Here is an 18,023-nt window from a genome sequence, read left to right as displayed (position 1 = left end):
CTATCTCCTCCTCAGATCGAAGAACCTGGAATGTTTTTTCGCCTCTTTCAGCATATCATCGCTCAGACGTATTCGAACAGAAGGGCCGAACACCCTTTCGAAGCTCTTCACTACCATTTTTTCCAGAAACTTTACATCCACATCGTACAACTCCAGAAGTCCCTTCACGGAAGGAACACTTTCTCCAAAGATCTCTCTTAAAAGTTCGCTGTCCTGTTTCAGGATGATCGAACCGTGTTCAACGATTGCTGTTTTTGTTCTGAACTGAGCACTTCCCACGATCTTCATTCCGTCAACCACGACCTCGTATTTCGAAGATGCATCAAAACAAAATGCGGTGTTCCCACGCTTTCCATTGGAAAGTTCAGCGGGAACGTCCACCTCACGAAGTGCTTCCCTTATCGTAGCATGGACCAGCCTGTGAAACTCGAGAACAGACAGTTCTCCGAACGGACTCTCTTTTGGAACTGCAAGACAGTAAGTGATCTCCATGCGATGAAGCACCGCTCGACCACCTGATGGTCTCCTCACAAGATCCACACCCTCTGGTATTCTCAAACCATCTTCTTTTTGAAATCGTCCCAGAGAGACCGTGGGTCTTTTCCATCCATAGAGCCTGAGGAAGGGGCTTTTCTTAAACCATGCCCACTCCGCCATCAGACCGTCTATGGCCATGTTCAGGGGACCAGGAAAGACATCCTTTTCGATCACAACAAGGGACGCTTGAATGGTATCCCCACCCTCCTTGGGTACTTCTCGGGAGATCGATCCATCTTTTTGAGTACCAGAAGACACCTTCGCTCACCGGTTTTCAGAGTGTACTTCCTCACCTTCTCCAGCTCAACCTTCAGTTCACTGAGAGCCTTCCCGGCCTCCTTCAGTTCTTCCTCGAAGGAAGGGCCCTTGTAGAAAAGCATCCCTCCTCCCACCTTGAGGGCTGGAGCACATATTTCCACGAGGATGTTCAAACGTGCTACCGCTCTGGCCGTCACGTAATCGTACTCTTCTCTATGTTCCCTCGAGAAACTTTCGGCTCTCTCCTTCACCACAGTGACGTTCCCTAGGTTGAGTTCCCTGACAACGTGTTCTAGGAACCGCACGGACTTCTCCCTGGAATCCAGGAGTGTCACCTTGAGTTTTGGAAAAAAGATCGCTAAAATAAGCCCTGGGACACCGTTGCCCGATCCCACATCCAGGAGTGACCCATTCAAATTTTCATTTTTCAGAGGAATCAGTATCTCTGCAACGTTTTTGTGAACAGCGGAGTCTAATTTTCTGAGGGCCGTGAGGTTGCAGGGCGCTTTCAGAAGCTCTTTGAGATAATGAAATGTTTTTTTCACCTGCAACTCTTCAAAATACAGGCCGTACTCCTGGAGGGCGTTTTTCAGCAAGTCCATTCGGGACACCTCCGAGAAGAATTCTAACATCTCGTGGCTGGGGGGAACGTTGTGGTCCTCAAAATCGCCTTGAGAAACTTCACAAAAAACCTGAGGATATCCCTTGTTGTTGTTCTGGGACTGGCCATCAGCCTTTCGCTAGTGACGGGGGCACTCACACTTTCTGACTCGATAAGCGCATGGAAGCAGGAAAGAATAAAAGAGAATTTCGGCGTCGCAGACGCTGTTGCGGAGTTAAAAACACCTTCATTTCTCTTCTTTAATTTTCCGACATCCAGAATTGAGGACTCGGAGATAAAACTCCTGAGGAAACAGGTAGAGAAGGTACTTCCTGTTGCTGAAAGCACCGCCAGGTTGGATGGACTGGATGTCCTTGTGATCGGAGTGGAACCTGATGAGCTCGGTTCCTTCGTGGGAAGGAACATCCAGTTGAATCCTGGTGAAGCGATAGTTGGAAAGTCTGTGGCAAGCACTCTGAATATAAAGGCAGGAGATAGGATCACACTTCTTTTTCCCATGGGTAGCAAAGAGTTCATCGTGAGGAGAATAGGAGAAAAGGGTTTTCTGAACTTCAAAGGAGAGTCAGTCAGTTCACCAGGAACGATCTTCATCCACGTAGAAGACTTCCCGGGCAACAGATATCCTACCAAATGCTACCTTCATTATGGGTTGCCTCCAGAAGAGCATGAGAAGATATCCCTCAAAACCAATCTGAGGGTGAGGAACATAAAGTACAACTTCCTGAAGTCGCCTGTCAACAGATCCCTCGCCTATGTGACACTCGCCTTCTCCGGAATATCCATATTCGTTGGTTTTCTGGTGTTTTACATGTTCTGTGAGGACGTGATGAGAGATAGAAACTTCACCTTCGTAACACTGAGAAAGATAGGGATGCAGAAAAAGAGAGAATGGGCTATATTGCTTCTGGAGGGGTTCATGTACTCGTCCATGGCCGCTCTCTTTGGGCTGACCTTCGGAATCTTCGTGGGAAAGTTCCTTCTGAGTCGATTTCAAACGGTGGTCGAGTTGATGTCTTCTACGTTCTTTTACATCGACAGGGTGAAGTTTTACATTTCCCCGAGAACAGTCCTCTTCAGTCTCGGTCTGGGTGTGGCCTTTCCGATGATCCTGTTCGCCTTCAGGGCAAGAGAAATCACCAGAAATCCCCCCATCTACCGGGAACTCGAGGATCGAGTGGACATATCCACAAAAAGATTCGTTTCGATGCTGGGAGTAAGCCTGCTGCTACTTCTCTTTCCGGATCTTCGCATCTTTTCTGTGATTCTTCTTTCCCTCACACTCGCTTTGAAGTTCAAAAACGCTTTCCTGATGATGATAATGGGAACCGTGGATCTCATCATTGGCGTTCTGGTGAACGTGAGTCTCCAGTCGGAGAGACTCTTTCTTCTTTCCTCCCTGGGCAAAGGAACCTCCATCTTCACTGGAATCTCGCTTTTGGTGTTTTCCCTTGTTCTTCTTTCAAGGAGTGCTCTGGACCGTATGATATCCGAAGGAAACCTTCCTTTTTTGATTGGTCTGTCCTACGTTCAGCGCTTTCCGAGAAGGGGTATGGTGATTGCCCTGACTTTTGCCTTCCTGATATTCGCATCGACGATATTCAACGTTCTCTCCGCCAGTGCCGATCGCTTTGTTGAAGAGAAGATAAAAAACGGCCTTTTCGGATACAACTTCCTCGTTCTGGAAAATCCGTTCAGGTCTTTTCTTTCAAAGACCTCCATGCCAGTTCATGAGAAGCTCAGATTTCCCTCTCGAGCGTATCTCTACATGCTAGAAACAGGGGGAACAGACAAGCTCATAGCTTACGTCGATGATTCTTTCTTCGAACACTCGACATTGAAGGTGTCGAACAAGGAAAGTCTCAGAACACCAGGTGCTGTGCTCGTCGGTGACGAAGTACACCCTGAAACCATCAGAGGAACCTTGAGATCCATCTTTCCTTTCGGTGGAAAGGAAGATGTGAGTTTCAAAGTGGTGGGAAGCTATAACAAAAACGATTATCTGGTTCCCGTCGATATGATCGCACCGCAAAAGAACAGGTCAAAAAACGTGAAGGCCATCGAGGTTTTACTGGGGAGGATCGACAAAAAAAATGCCAGCGAAATAAAGCATTTCTACCTTTCTAAATTCTCCTATCCATTCTTTTTGAATGAAGAACTCGAAAAACTGTACAGTGGCATAGAAGGACTGGTCAATGTCATCAGGTTCATCTTTCTCTTTGGCTTTCTGTCGGCTACATCTGGTCTCACTCTCTTTGTCCTGAAATCCTACTTTTCCAGGGTAAGAATTCTGGGGACGCTTCGAGCGGTTGGGATGAAAACAACCCAGTTGATCTTCTCCTTCCTGATAGAGCACTTTTCATTTCTTGGCGGTGGAATACTCATAGGAACCGTCTCAGGTATCGTAATGGGACTTTCCATCACAAAGACGATGGCGGAAAACCTGGGTACTTTTGTGACTTTCTTGCCAATAAAGTCTATAATTTTTTCACTCTCAGTCGTTGTTGTACTCGCTGCGATCGCCATGATCGTACCGAGTTACATGATATCGCGGTTGTCTCCTCTTGAAGCCATGAAAGAAGGAGAGTGAACAGCGTTGATCGAGGTTCAAAATCTCTGGAAAGAGTACAACAGTAGAGACAGAGTGACCGCCCTCAGGGGAATAAATCTGAAGATAAATCGCGGGGAATTCGCCGTAGTACTGGGGCCCTCGGGCTCCGGGAAGACTACCCTCCTGAATTGTCTCTCCGGTGTGGACCGTCCCACGAAGGGAACCGTGATCGTCGATGGAACAGACCTTTACACTCTCTCTGAGGAAGAGAGAACAAAGTTCAGAGCGAAGAACATGGGATTTGTGTTTCAGTTCTTTAACCTTGTACCTGTCCTCACCGCCCTTGAGAACATCGAACTTCCTCTTCTAATTCTGGGTGTGAACAGGCGTGAGGCAAAAGAACGAGCCTTCAATATCCTGCGAAGGGTGGGCCTTGCTCACAAATGGAACAGATTTCCAGAGGAACTCTCCGGTGGAGAAAAGCAACGTGTTGCCATAGCAAGAGCCCTCGTCCACAACCCGAAGGTGATATGGGCAGACGAGCCCACTGGAGCGCTCGACAGCGAAACAGGAAGTATGATCATAGATCTTCTCATGGAGATGAAAAAGAACTCCACTCTGGTGATAGTGACCCACGATGAAAGAATAGCAGAGAAAGCAGACCGAGTCATCAGAATAAGGGACGGTCAGATTGTACAGGATATCCGTGAAAGAGCGTTGTAACCGACGTGGAGAGTCAAGTGTTCAAAGCTTCTGTAATCGCAGCTTTTCCATTGGGAAAGAAGGCTTTCAATTTCGGGCGTGTCTCCATAAATCCTCATCTCACCACCCGAAAACTCCACCGTTCCCTCTGGACCGGCGTAGTAGAAGGTCCCATTCATTCTTGTGAGTCTTCTTGTGAGAAGATCCACCAGTTCCACGAACATCTGAAGTCGAGGAACCCGGATAGTTTTTCGGAAGGGGAATTCCTTCAAAAGCTTCTTGTTTCTCTCCAACAAGTTTCCAAGATTTCCCCCCGCTTCTATGAATCTGGTTTCCAGCTTATAATTACCCTCAAGGTGATTACCCTTTTTCACAAACAGGAAAGCGGGCTGTCTTCCCGAGAACTTCATGTTGATGGGTACTATCACCCTTCCTTCATCTTTAAGTTGACGGAACCAGTGCTCTGGTATCTCATCCACTCCAACGGTGACGAAGATCACATCGTATGGAGCAAAGTCTGGAACACCGTAATATCCATCGCCACAGACGACTGCAACGCTGTCTATCCCCAGGCGTCTCACATTTTCCCGTGCGATCTTACAGACCTTCTCGAAGTACTCCACAGTCACAACAAACCCGTTTTCCCCCACGATCCTGCTCATCACAGCCGCGTTGTACCCGGTTCCTCCCCCTATCTCCAGGACCTTCATTCCTTCACCCAGCTCCACCCATTCCATGAACATTGCCATCAACGAAGGCTGGCTGGAGGTACTGAAAACCTCTCCATCCTCGTACGAAACGAGCACGACGTCCTCATACACATGAGAAAGCGAGTAGTGCTTCATCAAGAACTCCTCGCGTGGTACCTCCAGGAACGCCTTTGCGATACGCTCGTCTATTCCGTAGTCTTTCAAAATCCAAAAGAGCCTTTCTCTCATGATATCCCCCTGTGTTATCATATCATTGAAGGAGGGATCAGATGAAGAAAGCAGCGATAATCACCGTAGGAAGTGAGCTTCTGGAAGGACTGATACTGAACAGAAACGCTCAGTTTCTCTGCCAAGAATTGAAGAATCTTGGATACAGGGTGATGAAAATCTCAACGATCGGTGACCATCTCGAGGATATCGTTGACGAGGTTAAATCACTTTTCCCAAAGGTCCACCTTCTGATACTGACGGGAGGACTCGGCCCCACCAGGGACGATCTCACACGCGAGGCGGTGGCAAAGGCACTGAACAGAAAACTCTTTCTCGATCAGGGACTCAAAGCAAAGATCGAGGAGAAAGTGAAAAAATACCATTCTGAGATACCATCTAACATCGAGAGGCAGGCCTTCGTCATCGAGGGGGCAAAAGTTATCGACAATCCGGTGGGAAGTGCTCCCGGTCAACTTCTCGAAGAAAACGGAAAGAGAGTGATTCTACTTCCCGGTCCACCAAGAGAACTGATTCCTATGTTCGAGTCCCTGAAAGACATTCTGAAAACCCCTCATGCTTTTCATCAAGTTACCTTGAAATACTACAGCATACCCGAGGCATTTCTGGAAGATCTTCTGAGGGAAATATTGTACTCTCAGGACAAGGTGGAAGTGGCCACAATGGCGGATCACGTTGAAGGTGTGAGGTTGAGGCTGACAACAAGTGCAGAACACAGAAAGTTTCTGGACGAACTCGTGGAAAAGATTCTCGAAAAGACGGGAGAGTATCTCTATGGAATAAACGACGAGAAAATGGAGGAAGTGGTTGTTAGACTTTTGAAAGAGAGTGGAAAAACCCTCGCCGTCGCCGAATCTTGCACGGGTGGAATGCTCTCTTCACTGATAGTAAACGTTCCGGGAGCATCGAACGTTTTCGTGGGAGGCGTGGTAGCCTACAGCAACGATCTGAAAAAAAACATTCTTGGGGTGAAGGAAGATACTCTGAAGAAATATGGAGCTGTGAGTGAGCAATGCGTTCGAGAAATGGCGGAAGGTCTGAAATCGCTCACAGGGGCAGACATCTGCATAGCCATCTCTGGAATAGCGGGACCGACAGGTGGAATCCCCACAAAACCTGTTGGAACCGTCCTCATAGATCTTTTTGAACAAGATCATGTTACAATGCGTTATAATTTTTCCGGGGATCGAAACACTATAAGAACCCGTTCGGCGATGATAGCCCTTGAGAACCTGAGAAAGCATTTGAAGGAGAGTGGAAGGTTATGATGGAAGAATACCTAGGTGTATTCGTGGATGAAACGAGAGAATACCTTCAGAGCTTGAACGACACCCTGCTGAAACTGGAAGAAACCCCCGAGGACATGGGGCTGATAAACGATGCTTTTCGGGCGCTCCACACTCTGAAGGGTATGGCCGGAACTATGGGATTCAACAACATGGCAAAACTCTGTCATTCCCTCGAAAATGTCCTCGATAGGGCTAGAAATGGTGAAATAAAGATAACTTCAGATCTTCTCGACAGGATCTTTGCTGGAGTCGACATGATCGCCAAGATGGTCGACAGAATCGTATCGGAAGGATCTGACGAGATAGGTGAAAACATCGACGCTTTCACCGACACTATAAAGGGTTTTGCCTCCACAAAAGAAGAAGACGAGCAACCTGAAAATCCAAAGAACGAGAGCGAAAAAAACGGCCTTCCAGATTCAAACGAAGCAGAGGAAACCATGGCTCTTCCAGAGGAGGTAATTCATGTATTCCAGGAGGCAAAAAAGAAGGGATACAAAACCTTTTACGTGAAGGTCACTCTCAAAGAAGGCACGCAGCTCAAATCTGCCAGGATCTATCTTGTTTTCCACAAACTGGAAGAGTTGAAGTGCGATGTTGTAAAAACTATCCCCCCGGTGGAAGACATCGAGGAAGAAAAGTTTGAAAATGAAGTGGAACTGTTCGTCATCTCTCCTGTTGATCAGGAAAGACTCTCGGAAACCCTGAACGGTATCTCCGATATAGAGAAAGTCATCGTGAAGAGTGTTGTTCCCGTTACGGAGAAAAAGAGCACACCCGAGAAACCGGAGAAAAAAGAAGAGAAAACAGAGGAAAAGACCAGAAAGAGGGTCGTATCTCAGACCGTCAGGGTGGACATAGAAAAGCTCGATACCCTGATGGACCTGATGGGAGAGCTTGTCATAGCCAGAAGTAGAATTCTAGAAACACTCAAGAAATACAACATAAAGGAAATAGACGAGAGTCTCACCCAGCTCAGCAGAATAACCCTAGATCTTCAGAATGTTGTCATGAAGATCAGGATGGTCCCCATCGCTTTCGTATTCAACAGATTCCCGAGAATGGTCAGAGACCTAGCGAAGAAGATGAACAAGGAGATCAACTTCATCATGAGGGGAGAAGATACAGAACTCGACAGAACCTTCGTGGAGGAAATAGGAGAACCTCTCCTTCATCTTCTGAGGAACGCTATAGACCACGGTATAGAACCAAAAGAAGAGAGAATAGCCAAGGGAAAGCCCCCTGTGGGAACTCTCATTCTTTCCGCTCGCCACGAGGGGAACAACGTGGTGATAGAAGTCGAGGACGATGGAAGGGGAATAGACAAAGAAGAAATCCTCAGAAAGGCAATAGAGAAGGGCCTTGTGGACGAGTCGAAGGCTGCCAGCCTGTCCGACCAGGAAATACTCAATTTCCTTTTCCTTCCAGGATTCTCCACGAAGGAGGAAGTTTCAGAAGTGTCCGGAAGAGGGGTGGGAATGGATGTTGTCAAGAACGTTGTGGAGTCTTTGAACGGAAGCATAAGCATAGAGAGCGAGAAAGACAGAGGAACCAGAGTCACCATAAGGCTACCACTCACGCTGGCCATCATCCAGGCCCTCCTTGTGAAGATCAACAACCTCGTTTACGCCGTTCCAATAGCAAATATCGACACAACTCTCAGAATATCCAGAGGAGACATACAGAGAGTACAGGATAAGGATGTCATAGTCATGAGAGGAGAAGTGATACCGGTCTACAAGCTCTGGGAGGTGCTCCAGATAGAACATGAAAGGGAAGAAGAAGAGATGGAAGCAGTCATCGTGAGAATAGGAAACAGGAAGTATGGAATAATTGTTGACGAGCTCCTTGGCCAGGACGACATCGTCATAAAATCCCTCGGGAAAGTGTTCTCCGATGTCAGAGAGTTCAGTGGCGCAGCGATTCTGGGTGACGGCAGTATCGCCCTCATTATAAACGTTTCCGGTATTGTATAATGGAGGTGAAAAAAGTTGCCAGATATGAGGGAGTTTGAGGTACTCTCCTTTGAAGTAGGAGAACAGGTATTAGCTTTCGACGTGGATAACATCGAAATGGTGATAGAAAAACCCGAAATAACTCCTGTTCCCAAATCTAAACACTTCGTGGAGGGTGTCATCAATCTGCGGGGCAGGATCATTCCGGTGGTGAACCTTGCGAAGATACTCGCCGTTCCCTTCGATGACTCGAAGATGAAGAGCATCATCGTGGCGAAGACCAAAGATGTAGAAGTAGGCTTTCTGGTTGACAGAGTTCTCGGTGTGTTGAGGATCACAGAAGAACATGTCGAAATGGCGGACGTGTCCGACAAGTTCGGGAAAAAATCCAAGGGATTGATAAAAACGGACGGAAGACTCATAATTTACTTGAACATCGACGAAATAATCGAGGAAATAACAGTTAAGGAGGGAGTGTAAAAGATGGCAAAGAGAGTTTTGATAGTCGATGATGCAACGTTCATGAGGATGATGCTAAAGGATATCATCACCAAGGCAGGATACGAGGTGGCAGGGGAAGCCACAAACGGACGCGAGGCCGTGGAGAAGTACAAAGAGCTCAAACCGGACATCGTCACGATGGACATTACAATGCCGGAGATGAACGGAATAGACGCTATCAAAGAAATCATGAAGATCGATCCGAGCGCCAAGATCATCGTATGCAGTGCTATGGGACAGCAAGCAATGGTCATCGAAGCTATAAAGGCCGGCGCAAAGGACTTCATCGTGAAACCGTTCCAACCCTCCAGGGTGGTGGAGGCGCTCAACAAGGTTTCGAAGTGATCCGGCATGGGTGTGAGTGCTATCTTGCAGTTTCTTCTGGCTTTTGGAATCGTTCTCTTCTTTCTTGTTCTGGTTTATTACTTTGTGAGGAAAGGTTTCTTCTCTCAAAAGGGTTCCAGCATCTCAGTAGTGGAAAGGCACTATCTGGACAGAAAGAGCTTCATAGCGATCGTCAGAGTGGTGGACGAGTATTTTGTTATATTGGTGACGGATTCGAGTGCCACCGTTCTCAAAAAGCTCGAGGACTACAAAGAGAGCGATTCTTTTTCCACAATCTTCTTCAGAAAAATAGGGAGAAGGAGTAAATGAAGAAGGTATTCACTTTTTTGCTGATACTTCTTTCATTGTCCTCTTTTTCCCAAGAAGTACCTTTTCCTTCCATCTCCATAGGAATCAAGCCCGTTGAAAAGCCAGAAGATCTGGTGGTCACCCTCGAAATCCTTCTCGTTCTGACGATCCTGGCACTGGCTCCTTCTATCCTCGTTCTCTTCACTTCGTTTACTCGCATCATAGTTGTTTTTTCACTTTTTAGGAACGCTTTGGGGACAAGACAAACTCCTCCCAACCAGGTCATGATAGGTCTGGCACTCTTTCTTACCTTTCTCATCATGCAACCTGTCTGGAACGACATCTACAACAACGCTATAACACCGTATTTGAAAAAGGAGATAGGCTACCAGGAGATGTTTCAAAGAATCAACAACAGGATCAGAGAATTCATGATAAAGGAGCTAAAGAACCATCACAACGAAGACAACGCGTTCATGCTTGCTCAGAATGCAGGCCTGGAGATCACCAAAATAGAAGAGGCACCAAATTCTGTGCTGATTCCTGCCTTTGTCCTTGGTGAGCTTGAAATCGCCTTTAAGATGGGAGTGGTCCTTTACGTTCCTTTCATAGTCATCGACATGATTGTGGCGAGTATCCTGCTTTCCATGGGTATGATCATGATACCACCGGTGTTCGTCTCTCTTCCACTCAAGATACTGATCTTCGTGATGGCAAATGGATGGGACCTGCTCGTTGAAGGCTTGATAAAGAGCTTTGCGAGGTGATATCCTTGACCATCGAGGTGTTCCTGGATATCATGAAAAGTGGGATAAGTCTTATACTGGAGATGATAGTTCCTCCGCTTGTTGTAAGTCTGATCGTGGGATTGATCATAAGCATCTTCCAAGCGGTAACACAGATACACGAGCAAACACTGATGTTCGCACCCAGAGTGATCGTCATGTTCCTTACTTTGCTGCTTTTGAGTGGCTGGATGGCACAGAAGATCCTGGACTTCTTCACAGAACTTTTGCAAAGGTACTTTCAGATGATTTAACACCACTGACATATAAGAGCACCTATCTTTGTTTGCTATATTTATTGAGCATTTAAATTAATATAAAATTAACTTGAATCTATAGAATTTGTGGCGATAGAATAAAAGTAATTTAAACTTAGAAGAGAAAGTTATGAAAGAAATGGGGGGGATATCACATGAGAAGAATTTTCTTTCCGGTTCTTCTCATTGTGTCTGTTGTGGCATTCTCCGGCGCTTTCGAAGTTGTAGACGACTCGTTTCTGGCACTGAAGGAGTTTTTAGACCAGCCAGACAGTGGTGCATTCCTGTCACTTCTGGAGAGAGCAGAAGGGCTTCTCATAGTTCCAAAATACTTCAAAATAGGATGGGTGATAGGTGGTCAGTACGGTCAGGGAATTTTGCTGAGAAGAGATCCAGAAACAGGCACCTGGTACGGTCCTCTCTTCATCAAGATCTACGGACTGAGTGTAGGAGCGCAGATAGGTTTTCAAACCATTTCACTCATCGCTGTTATTATGAGAAATGTTGACACCTTTGCACAGGGAAACATCACACTCGGAGGATCCCTCAGTGTGGCGGCGGGACCCCTGGGAAGAAGATTGGGAGCCGATTACAACCTTGATGCATCGGTCTACTCCTACTCGATCGCCCGGGGGTTTTACGCAGGATTTTCTCTGGAAGGAGCTAAGATAGACTTTGACAGGGAGCTCACTCGAGAGTATTTCAACGTCTTCAGTGTGTATCCTCTAGAAATTCTCACGAAACCACTGAAAGGAAGAGCAGAAAAGATAGCCGATTTCTTAAACGAAAGATTGAAATAATAGGGCACCTCGGGGGTGCCCTGTTCTCTATCTTGAACTCACCACCTTGTCCACTATGCCGTACTCTTTCGCCTCCTCGGCACTCATGAAGAAATCTCTGTCCGTGTCTTTTTCTATCTTTTCTATTGGCTGGCCCGTGTGCTTGCTGAGAATTCTGTTGAGGAGGTCTTTTATCCTCAAAAGTTCTCTTGTGATGATCTCAACGTCTTTTGCAGGGCCTTCTGCTCCACCAAGTGGCTGATGAATCATGATGCGGGCGTTCGGAAGGGCGTACCTCTTTCCTTTTGTCCCGGCTGCGAGGAGAACTGCCGCCATCGACGCAGCCTGTCCCACACATATGGTGGAAACGTCACACTTGATGTACTGCATCGTGTCGTAGATGGCAAGACCCGCTGTTACAGAACCCCCGGGCGAGTTTATGTAGAGGTAAACATCTTTATCCGGATCTTCTGCTTCCAGGAACAGAAGCTGAGCTATGACAAGATTTGCCACGTGATCGTCTATGGGGGACCCCACGAAGACGATTCTGTCCTTCAAGAGTCTTGAGAATATGTCGTACGCTCTTTCGTATCTTCCTGTAGACTCAACAACTATGGGAACGTATTGATCAATTATCTCCCTTTCCTTCATCACCACCACCCTCTCCTCTAGGTTCAACTACCTTCACTGTCGTTTCTTCGAGCAAAAGATCGAGTACCTTCCTCTTCAATATGGCCCATCTCAGATCTTCCCTGAGATCCTGCCTTGACTGCACAAGCGATTTTGCACGCTCAGGAGAGATCCCCCAGAACGGTGCCAGTTCCTCTGCCTCTTTCTTAAGCTCCTCATCACTCACTTCCACATTCTTTTCCTTTGCAACTACCTCTATTGCCCTGTCTCTTTTGATATCGTCCAGAATTCTCTTTTTCAACTCTTCTCTCAGTTTTTCTTCACTCTCGTAGGAACTTGCGATCTGATCGTACTTTCCTTCCCTCTTCAATCTGTTTACCGTCTCTTGAACAAGAACGTCCAGTGTTTTATCAGAGATCTCTATCTCCACTACCTCTGGAAGTTTTCCCAGAAGCTGCTCTCGCATACTTTCTCTCATCTCCACGTTGTATATATCCTTTCCTTCTTTTTTCAGTGCCTCTTTCAACTGCTCCAGAGTCTCGAATTCGTTGTTCACCCTTCTGGCGAGCTCATCACCAATCTCCGGAAGGGTTCGCCTGTACACCTCCTGGATTATCATCCTGTAGGTATATTTCTTCCCTTCGTATTCCCTTTCTATCTCGACTACGTCTTCTTTCTTTTTCCCCAAGAGATCTTTCACGAACGGTCTGTCTTCACCTTCTTTTATGACATACTCATACTCTCTTGCGGTGAGTTTTTTCCCCTCTTCGTTGTACACCTCCATGTTCACCCTCACAAGATCTCCAATCTCAGCGGGCCCCTCTTTGGGTTCGAGCAGCGCGTGTTTTTCCCTCAGATCTTCAAGTCTTCTTTCAACATATTTTTCCAGCACCTTTTCCTCGTCGACCTTTTCCACTTCTATTTTCGAAACATCTCCTATCTTCACTTCAGGTTCCTCGTGAACCTCTACCACGAATCTTGCCGTCTCTTCTTTTATCTCTCTTTCTGTGACTAACGGAGACATGATGAGATTTCTGTCCTTGAGGGTGTCCGGTATGAGATCCATGAGGAAGTCAAGGGTGTATTCCTGAAAGTCCTCGCCGAGCCTCATCTTCAGAATGTTCTTTGGAACCCTTCCCTTCCTGAAACCAGGTATCTCCACCTTCTGATTCAAATACCTGGCTGCCTTGTTCTCTGCTTCCAGCACTTCCTCCTTACTGAAAACGTACTCCAGCACGACTCGGTTCTTGTCTTTTTCGAGTTCCTTCACTTCCATCTTTAAACATCCCTCCTGTCGTGTTTTTTAACCTTTTCCAATAGTGTCTCCCCTGGCCCATATGTTCTTCTGCAGAGAAATTTTTGCCTTCCTGAGATTGGAAAGCTCCAGAAACAACCTGTTTTTCTTCTCTTCGATGATCCGAAGCCTTTTCCTGTCCTTCTCAAGAATCTCAGAAAGCTTTTTCACCGGGAGATTTTTCAATAACCTTTCCCTCTCTTTCAAAAGCAAATAAAGATGCCTGTAATCCTCCCTTTCTATGGCCTCATCTATCTTTTTCTCTATTTCATCCATGCTCATCGTTTTCACACTCCGAAAGCAATATGTTTCCATACCTCACCAACCGACAGCGAAGTTCAGAAAGCCTCTTCTTCAAAGAGAAAGGTGGAACCGAAGCGTCTATCTCCCAGCCGTCAGCAGATCTTCCGAGTACACTGAAACTCCCTCTGAGCACCTCCCCATTACCTTCTACAATGATACCACCCTTCCTTTTTTCAAGGATGACAACCGCTACCACAAACCTGTCGTGGGAAAGCGAGACGTGCACGAAGTTGAACACACCAAAATCCCGATGGATCTTTACAACAGGTCTTCCCCCTATCTCGAGAAACTCCACGTCCGTGAAACGATAACCGTTCAATCCCGTTCCCAGAGCTTTGAAAAACGCTTCCTTGAGGGCGAACCTTCCCGCCACGAACTCCGTCTTGTTGCGTCTGATTCGAAAAATTTTCTTTTCCTCTTCACCGAGCACCCTCTCAGCGAGCTTTTCAGAGATCCTCTCGATCTCAAGAAGGTCCACACCAACACCCACGATCATGAGAGAACCACCGGAGGATCCACCACCAGTCCTCTTTTACTGTTCTTTTTCAACCTCAGCAGAACGAGAGTTGCCGTCCTATCAATTTTACCATGTACAAAACACATCCTCTTCGGTTCGAGTCGATGCGAGATGAATTTCCCTAACCAATCCATGAGATTCTCAGGAGAAAGAATGTAGACCGCTGTTCCACCGTTTTTCAAGAAACGAAAAGTTGCCTTCACAAAAGATTCGATATCCGATTTTCCCAGGCTTCTCGTCGATGACCTCAGAGGATACGGACTTTTGACCTTCGTGTGGTGTGGCGGATTGGAGACCACCATGTCAAAAGACTCAGGGGGAAGTGAGCAACTTTCCACAGAGGCGTTCACAAAAGAAACCTTTCCTTCCAGATTGTTCAGAGAAACCCCTCGAACGGCCTTTTCAAATAGTTCTTCTTCCCTTTCTACCCCCACCACCTCCACGCCGTACAGCTTCGCGAGAGCAAAACTCACCGTTCCCACACCGCTTCCAAGCTCCAGGACTTTTTTCACACCTTTACCAGGTTTTGCATACCAGACGAGGAGTGAAGAGGCATGAGTGGGACGGTGGTGGGGACCAGCATCGACTATCTCCACACACCTGATGATGTCAGGATCGAACCTCATAGTGACTCCAGAATTTCTCTCACCATCTTGTTCACAAACTTTCCATCCGCTCTTCCTTTCACCTTCGGCATAACGATCTTCATGACCTTCCCAAGGTCTTTTGGGGAAGCAGCCCCCACTTCTTTTATCGCCTCCATAACGATTTCCCTTATCTCCTCTTCCGATAGCTGCTTCGGAAGGTAAGACTCTATGATTTCCAGTTCCTCCCTTTCCTTCTCGGCAAGCTCGGCTCTACCGTGCTTTTCGTACTCCTCGATTGCCTCTCTTCTTTTCTTTGCCTCTTTCATGAGGGCCTCCATTACTTCCTCGTCGCTGGCCTCTTTCATCTTCTCTACCTCAAGATTCTTCAAGGTTGTGAGTACCATCCGAAGGGTGTTCACCCTCAGTGCGTCCTTTTTCTTCATCGCCTCTTTCAGGTCGGACATCAGTTTCTCTTTCAACGACATGGCGAATACCTCCTCTCCAAAAATCGAGACCCCGCGGGGCGGGGCCTCAGGAGATCACACCTTTCATTATTCTTGCAAGTTCCACGAAAGATTCTTTCAAACTCGCTCCTCCCACAAGACCACCGTCGATGTCTTTCTGGATTATGAGTCCCAGGAAGTTGTTTGGCTTTATACTGCCGCCATAGAGTATCCTGATCGCCTCCGATGTTTCGCCGTCGTACATCTCGGAGAGGAGTTTCCTTATGAACTCATGAACTTCCTGTGCCTGCTGCGGTGTTGCCACCTTTCCTGTTCCGATCGCCCATACTGGTTCATAAGCTATGACCACTCTCTGTGCTTCTTCTTTGCTGAGGCCGTAGAACCCTTCCCTTATCTGCTTTTCCACAACACAGAACGTGAGTCCTTTTTCTCTTTCTTCCAGAGTTTCACCCACACAGAAGATCGGAGTCATTCCCTTTTTCAGAACGGCCTTTATTTTCTTGTTTATTAATTCGTCATCCTCTTTGAAGATACGCCTTCTTTCGGAGTGGCCCACAATCACATACTCAACTCCGATCTCTTTCAACATCCCGGGAGACACTTCACCAGTGAAAGCGCCTTCATCTTCGTAGAAAACGTTCTGTGCACCGAGTTTTATGTTTCTGCCCGAGAGGATCTCTCCAACTTCAGATAACGCCGTGAACGGTGGACAGACAACTATCTCGAATTCTTCTATGTCGTGCAGTTCGTTCAAAAGGAGTGACACGAACCTTTTCGCTTCAGATATGGTCTTGTGCATCTTCCAGTTCCCGGCAAGGATCAGTCTACGACTTGTTTTTTTTTATCGGCGATACTGGCGATGCCGGGAAGCTCTTTCCCCTCGAGGAACTCGAGGGACGCTCCTCCACCCGTTGAAACGTGCGAGAACTTGTCTTCAAGTCCGAATTTGCTCACAGCGGCTGCACTGTCTCCTCCACCGACGACCGTGGTGGCACCTTTCTCGGTGAGCGCCGCAATTGCAAGTGCAATCTGTTTCGTTCCTTCGGCGAAGTCATCGATCTCGAAGACTCCCATAGGTCCGTTCCAGACCACCGTTTTCGCATCGGAAAGTTTCTGTTTGAAGAGTTCCACAGTCTCCGGACCTATGTCCAGACCCATCCAACCCTCCGGGATTCCTTCATCGATCCTGACAACTTTCTTCTCCACACCGGGTTCAATCTTCTGGGCGATGACAGCATCAACAGGAAGTACGATTTCGACTCCCTTCTCCCTTGCCTTATCGAGCAACTCCTTTGCAAGATCGAGCTTGTCTTCTTCATACTTTGAGGATCCTATCTGTTTCCCAAGGGCTTTCAGGAATGTGAACATCATGGCACCACCGATGAGGATTCTGTCGGCCTTCTCCATGAGGTTTGTGATGACTCCAATTTTGTCGGATACCTTCGCTCCACCGAGAACGACAACGTAGGGCTTCTCAGGATTGTAGGTCACCTTGGAGAGGAACTTTATCTCTTTTTCCATGAGGAATCCCGCAACACTGGGTATGAACTGAGCTATTCCAATGTTGGAGGCGTGAGCCCTGTGGGCGGTACCGAAGGCGTCGTTCACATGAATATCCGCGAGACTCGTCCAGAATTTTGCGAGCTCAGGATCGTTCTTCGTTTCCCCAGGATGGAATCTGGTGTTCTCCAGAAGGAGGACCTCCCCTTCTTTCAGCTCCTCCACGGCCTTCTTCACTTCATCACCGACAACTGCCGGAACGAATTTCACCTCTTCCCCGAGGAGCTCGGAGAGTCTTTTTGCAACAGGTTCAAGACTGAACTCCGGTGAAGGCTTTCCCTTTGGTCTTCCAAGATGGGAGAGCAATATCACCTTTGCACCCTGGTCCAGCACGTACTTTATCGTTGGAAGAGCAGCCCTTATTCTCGTATCATCCTGAACGGCTCCGTCTTTCACGGGAACGTTGAAGTCAACTCTCATGATAACCCTTTTCCCTTTCAGATCGACGTCCCTTACGGTCATCTTTTCCATATTCACACCCCCTCGCTTGAGTGTGCAAAGGGCGGGAGAGCCCGCCCCTGGATCACATCTTGAGAAGCAACTCGAGGGTATCGACGACCCTGTTACTGTATCCGTACTCGTTGTCATACCAGGAAGCAACCTTCACGAGCTTTCCACCGATGACGTTGGTGATCGTGGCATCGAAGATTCCGGAGAACGTTGTTCCGATGATATCGCTGCTCACGATGAGCTCTTCGTTGTATCCGATGATTCCCTTGAGCTTGCCTTCAGTCGCTTCTTTCATAACAGCGTTCACTTCTTCTGCTGTGGTTTCCTTCTCAACGAGAACGGTGAGGTCTGTGATGGATCCATCGGGAGTCGGTACCCTGATGGCCATACCGTCGAGTTTGCCTTTCACTTCGG

The 18,023-nt window shown here is 47.3% G+C and carries 21 protein-coding genes and 1 pseudogene; 10 read left to right on the top strand and 12 right to left on the bottom strand.

Annotated features, from left to right (window positions below; translation table 11 throughout):
• Both J7K79_RS07290 and rsmG read right to left on the bottom strand, forming a co-directional pair.
• Positions 1-711 carry a biotin/lipoate A/B protein ligase family protein gene (locus J7K79_RS07290; RefSeq protein ID WP_296906947.1) on the bottom strand — a complete coding sequence of 237 codons (711 nt, stop codon included), beginning with the start codon at positions 709-711 and terminating at the stop codon, positions 1-3.
• On the bottom strand, positions 708-1,397 hold the full coding sequence (gene rsmG / locus J7K79_RS07285; protein ID WP_296906945.1) for a 16S rRNA (guanine(527)-N(7))-methyltransferase RsmG: 690 nt from the start codon (positions 1,395-1,397) through the stop codon (positions 708-710). The genes J7K79_RS07290 and rsmG overlap by 4 nt, the downstream gene beginning before the upstream one ends.
• Before the next feature lie 51 nt (positions 1,398-1,448).
• Here rsmG and J7K79_RS07280 point away from each other — a divergent pair, with 51 nt between their 5' ends.
• Together J7K79_RS07280 and J7K79_RS07275 are read left to right on the top strand one after the other, a co-directional pair.
• On the top strand, positions 1,449-4,004 hold the full coding sequence (locus J7K79_RS07280; RefSeq protein ID WP_296906942.1) for an ABC transporter permease: 2,556 nt from the start codon (positions 1,449-1,451) through the stop codon (positions 4,002-4,004).
• A 6-nt stretch (positions 4,005-4,010) separates the two neighbouring features.
• Positions 4,011-4,688 carry an ABC transporter ATP-binding protein gene (locus J7K79_RS07275; RefSeq protein WP_296906940.1) on the top strand — a complete coding sequence of 226 codons (678 nt, stop codon included), beginning with the start codon at positions 4,011-4,013 and terminating at the stop codon, positions 4,686-4,688.
• On the opposite strand, the gene J7K79_RS07270 is transcribed toward J7K79_RS07275, so the two are convergent.
• Positions 4,652-5,605 carry a protein-L-isoaspartate O-methyltransferase gene (locus J7K79_RS07270; protein ID WP_296906938.1) on the bottom strand — a complete coding sequence of 318 codons (954 nt, stop codon included), beginning with the start codon at positions 5,603-5,605 and terminating at the stop codon, positions 4,652-4,654. The two genes, J7K79_RS07275 and J7K79_RS07270, sit on opposite strands and share 37 nt — an antisense overlap.
• A 41-nt stretch (positions 5,606-5,646) precedes the next feature.
• Here J7K79_RS07270 and J7K79_RS07265 point away from each other — a divergent pair, with 41 nt between their 5' ends.
• The 8 genes from J7K79_RS07265 (at position 5,647) to J7K79_RS07230 (ending at position 11,825) form a co-directional block, all read left to right on the top strand.
• Positions 5,647-6,873 carry a competence/damage-inducible protein A gene (locus J7K79_RS07265; protein WP_296906935.1) on the top strand — a complete coding sequence of 409 codons (1,227 nt, stop codon included), beginning with the start codon at positions 5,647-5,649 and terminating at the stop codon, positions 6,871-6,873.
• A complete protein-coding gene (cheA, locus tag J7K79_RS07260; RefSeq protein ID WP_296906933.1) occupies positions 6,870-8,870 on the top strand; it encodes a chemotaxis protein CheA in 2,001 nt (666 codons plus the stop codon). The genes J7K79_RS07265 and cheA overlap by 4 nt, the downstream gene beginning before the upstream one ends.
• A 24-nt stretch (positions 8,871-8,894) precedes the next feature.
• On the top strand, positions 8,895-9,329 hold the full coding sequence (cheW, locus tag J7K79_RS07255; RefSeq protein ID WP_296906989.1) for a chemotaxis protein CheW: 435 nt from the start codon (positions 8,895-8,897) through the stop codon (positions 9,327-9,329).
• Between the two features lie 3 nt (positions 9,330-9,332).
• Positions 9,333-9,695: a chemotaxis protein CheY gene (cheY, locus tag J7K79_RS07250; protein ID WP_296906930.1), complete on the top strand. Its 363-nt coding sequence runs from the start codon at positions 9,333-9,335 to the stop codon at positions 9,693-9,695.
• Between the two features lie 6 nt (positions 9,696-9,701).
• Complete coding sequence (locus J7K79_RS07245; protein ID WP_296906927.1) at positions 9,702-10,004, top strand: flagellar biosynthetic protein FliO; 303 nt, start codon at positions 9,702-9,704, stop codon at positions 10,002-10,004.
• Positions 10,001-10,750 carry a flagellar type III secretion system pore protein FliP gene (gene fliP, locus J7K79_RS07240; RefSeq protein ID WP_296906924.1) on the top strand — a complete coding sequence of 250 codons (750 nt, stop codon included), beginning with the start codon at positions 10,001-10,003 and terminating at the stop codon, positions 10,748-10,750. The genes J7K79_RS07245 and fliP overlap by 4 nt, the downstream gene beginning before the upstream one ends.
• 5 nt (positions 10,751-10,755) lie before the next feature.
• On the top strand, positions 10,756-11,022 hold the full coding sequence (gene fliQ, locus J7K79_RS07235) for a flagellar biosynthesis protein FliQ (protein WP_296906922.1): 267 nt from the start codon (positions 10,756-10,758) through the stop codon (positions 11,020-11,022).
• A 158-nt stretch (positions 11,023-11,180) separates the two neighbouring features.
• Entirely contained in the window at positions 11,181-11,825 is a 645-nt protein-coding gene (locus J7K79_RS07230; RefSeq protein WP_296906920.1) for a YSC84-related protein, read from the top strand.
• 27 nt (positions 11,826-11,852) lie between these two features.
• Here J7K79_RS07230 and clpP read toward each other — a convergent pair whose 3' ends face one another.
• From clpP to J7K79_RS07185, 9 genes and pseudogenes are all read right to left on the bottom strand, one after another.
• Positions 11,853-12,461 (bottom strand): ATP-dependent Clp endopeptidase proteolytic subunit ClpP, encoded by a 609-nt coding sequence (gene clpP, locus J7K79_RS07225; RefSeq protein ID WP_296906917.1) that lies wholly within the window; start codon positions 12,459-12,461, stop codon positions 11,853-11,855.
• Positions 12,433-13,710: a trigger factor gene (gene tig / locus J7K79_RS07220; RefSeq protein WP_296906914.1), complete on the bottom strand. Its 1,278-nt coding sequence runs from the start codon at positions 13,708-13,710 to the stop codon at positions 12,433-12,435. The genes clpP and tig overlap by 29 nt, the downstream gene beginning before the upstream one ends.
• A 27-nt stretch (positions 13,711-13,737) precedes the next feature.
• Positions 13,738-14,010, bottom strand: a complete 273-nt coding sequence (locus tag J7K79_RS07215; RefSeq protein WP_296906912.1) for a flagellar protein FliT — start codon at positions 14,008-14,010, stop codon at positions 13,738-13,740.
• Complete coding sequence (locus J7K79_RS07210; protein WP_296906909.1) at positions 13,997-14,527, bottom strand: holo-[acyl-carrier-protein] synthase; 531 nt, start codon at positions 14,525-14,527, stop codon at positions 13,997-13,999. Before J7K79_RS07210 ends, J7K79_RS07215 begins: the two co-directional genes overlap by 14 nt.
• Complete coding sequence (locus J7K79_RS07205; protein ID WP_296906907.1) at positions 14,524-15,174, bottom strand: methyltransferase domain-containing protein; 651 nt, start codon at positions 15,172-15,174, stop codon at positions 14,524-14,526. The genes J7K79_RS07210 and J7K79_RS07205 overlap by 4 nt, the downstream gene beginning before the upstream one ends.
• Entirely contained in the window at positions 15,171-15,620 is a 450-nt protein-coding gene (locus J7K79_RS07200) for a GatB/YqeY domain-containing protein (RefSeq protein WP_296906904.1), read from the bottom strand. The genes J7K79_RS07205 and J7K79_RS07200 overlap by 4 nt, the downstream gene beginning before the upstream one ends.
• Before the next feature lie 46 nt (positions 15,621-15,666).
• On the bottom strand, positions 15,667-16,398 hold the full coding sequence (tpiA, locus tag J7K79_RS07195) for a triose-phosphate isomerase (RefSeq protein WP_296906902.1): 732 nt from the start codon (positions 16,396-16,398) through the stop codon (positions 15,667-15,669).
• Positions 16,399-16,418: 20 nt separating this feature from the next.
• Positions 16,419-17,630, bottom strand: coding sequence for a phosphoglycerate kinase (gene pgk, locus J7K79_RS07190; RefSeq protein WP_296906899.1), 1,212 nt, complete (start codon positions 17,628-17,630; stop codon positions 16,419-16,421).
• Positions 17,631-17,682: 52 nt separating this feature from the next.
• Positions 17,683-18,023, bottom strand: a pseudogene (locus tag J7K79_RS07185) (type I glyceraldehyde-3-phosphate dehydrogenase); the annotation flags it as partial.

It is taken from the genome of Thermotoga sp. (genome assembly GCF_021162145.1).
Lineage (GTDB): Bacteria > Thermotogota > Thermotogae > Thermotogales > Thermotogaceae > Thermotoga.
The sequence above is the reverse complement of the archived record's forward strand: the minus strand, read 5'-3'. Positions and strand labels throughout refer to the sequence as shown.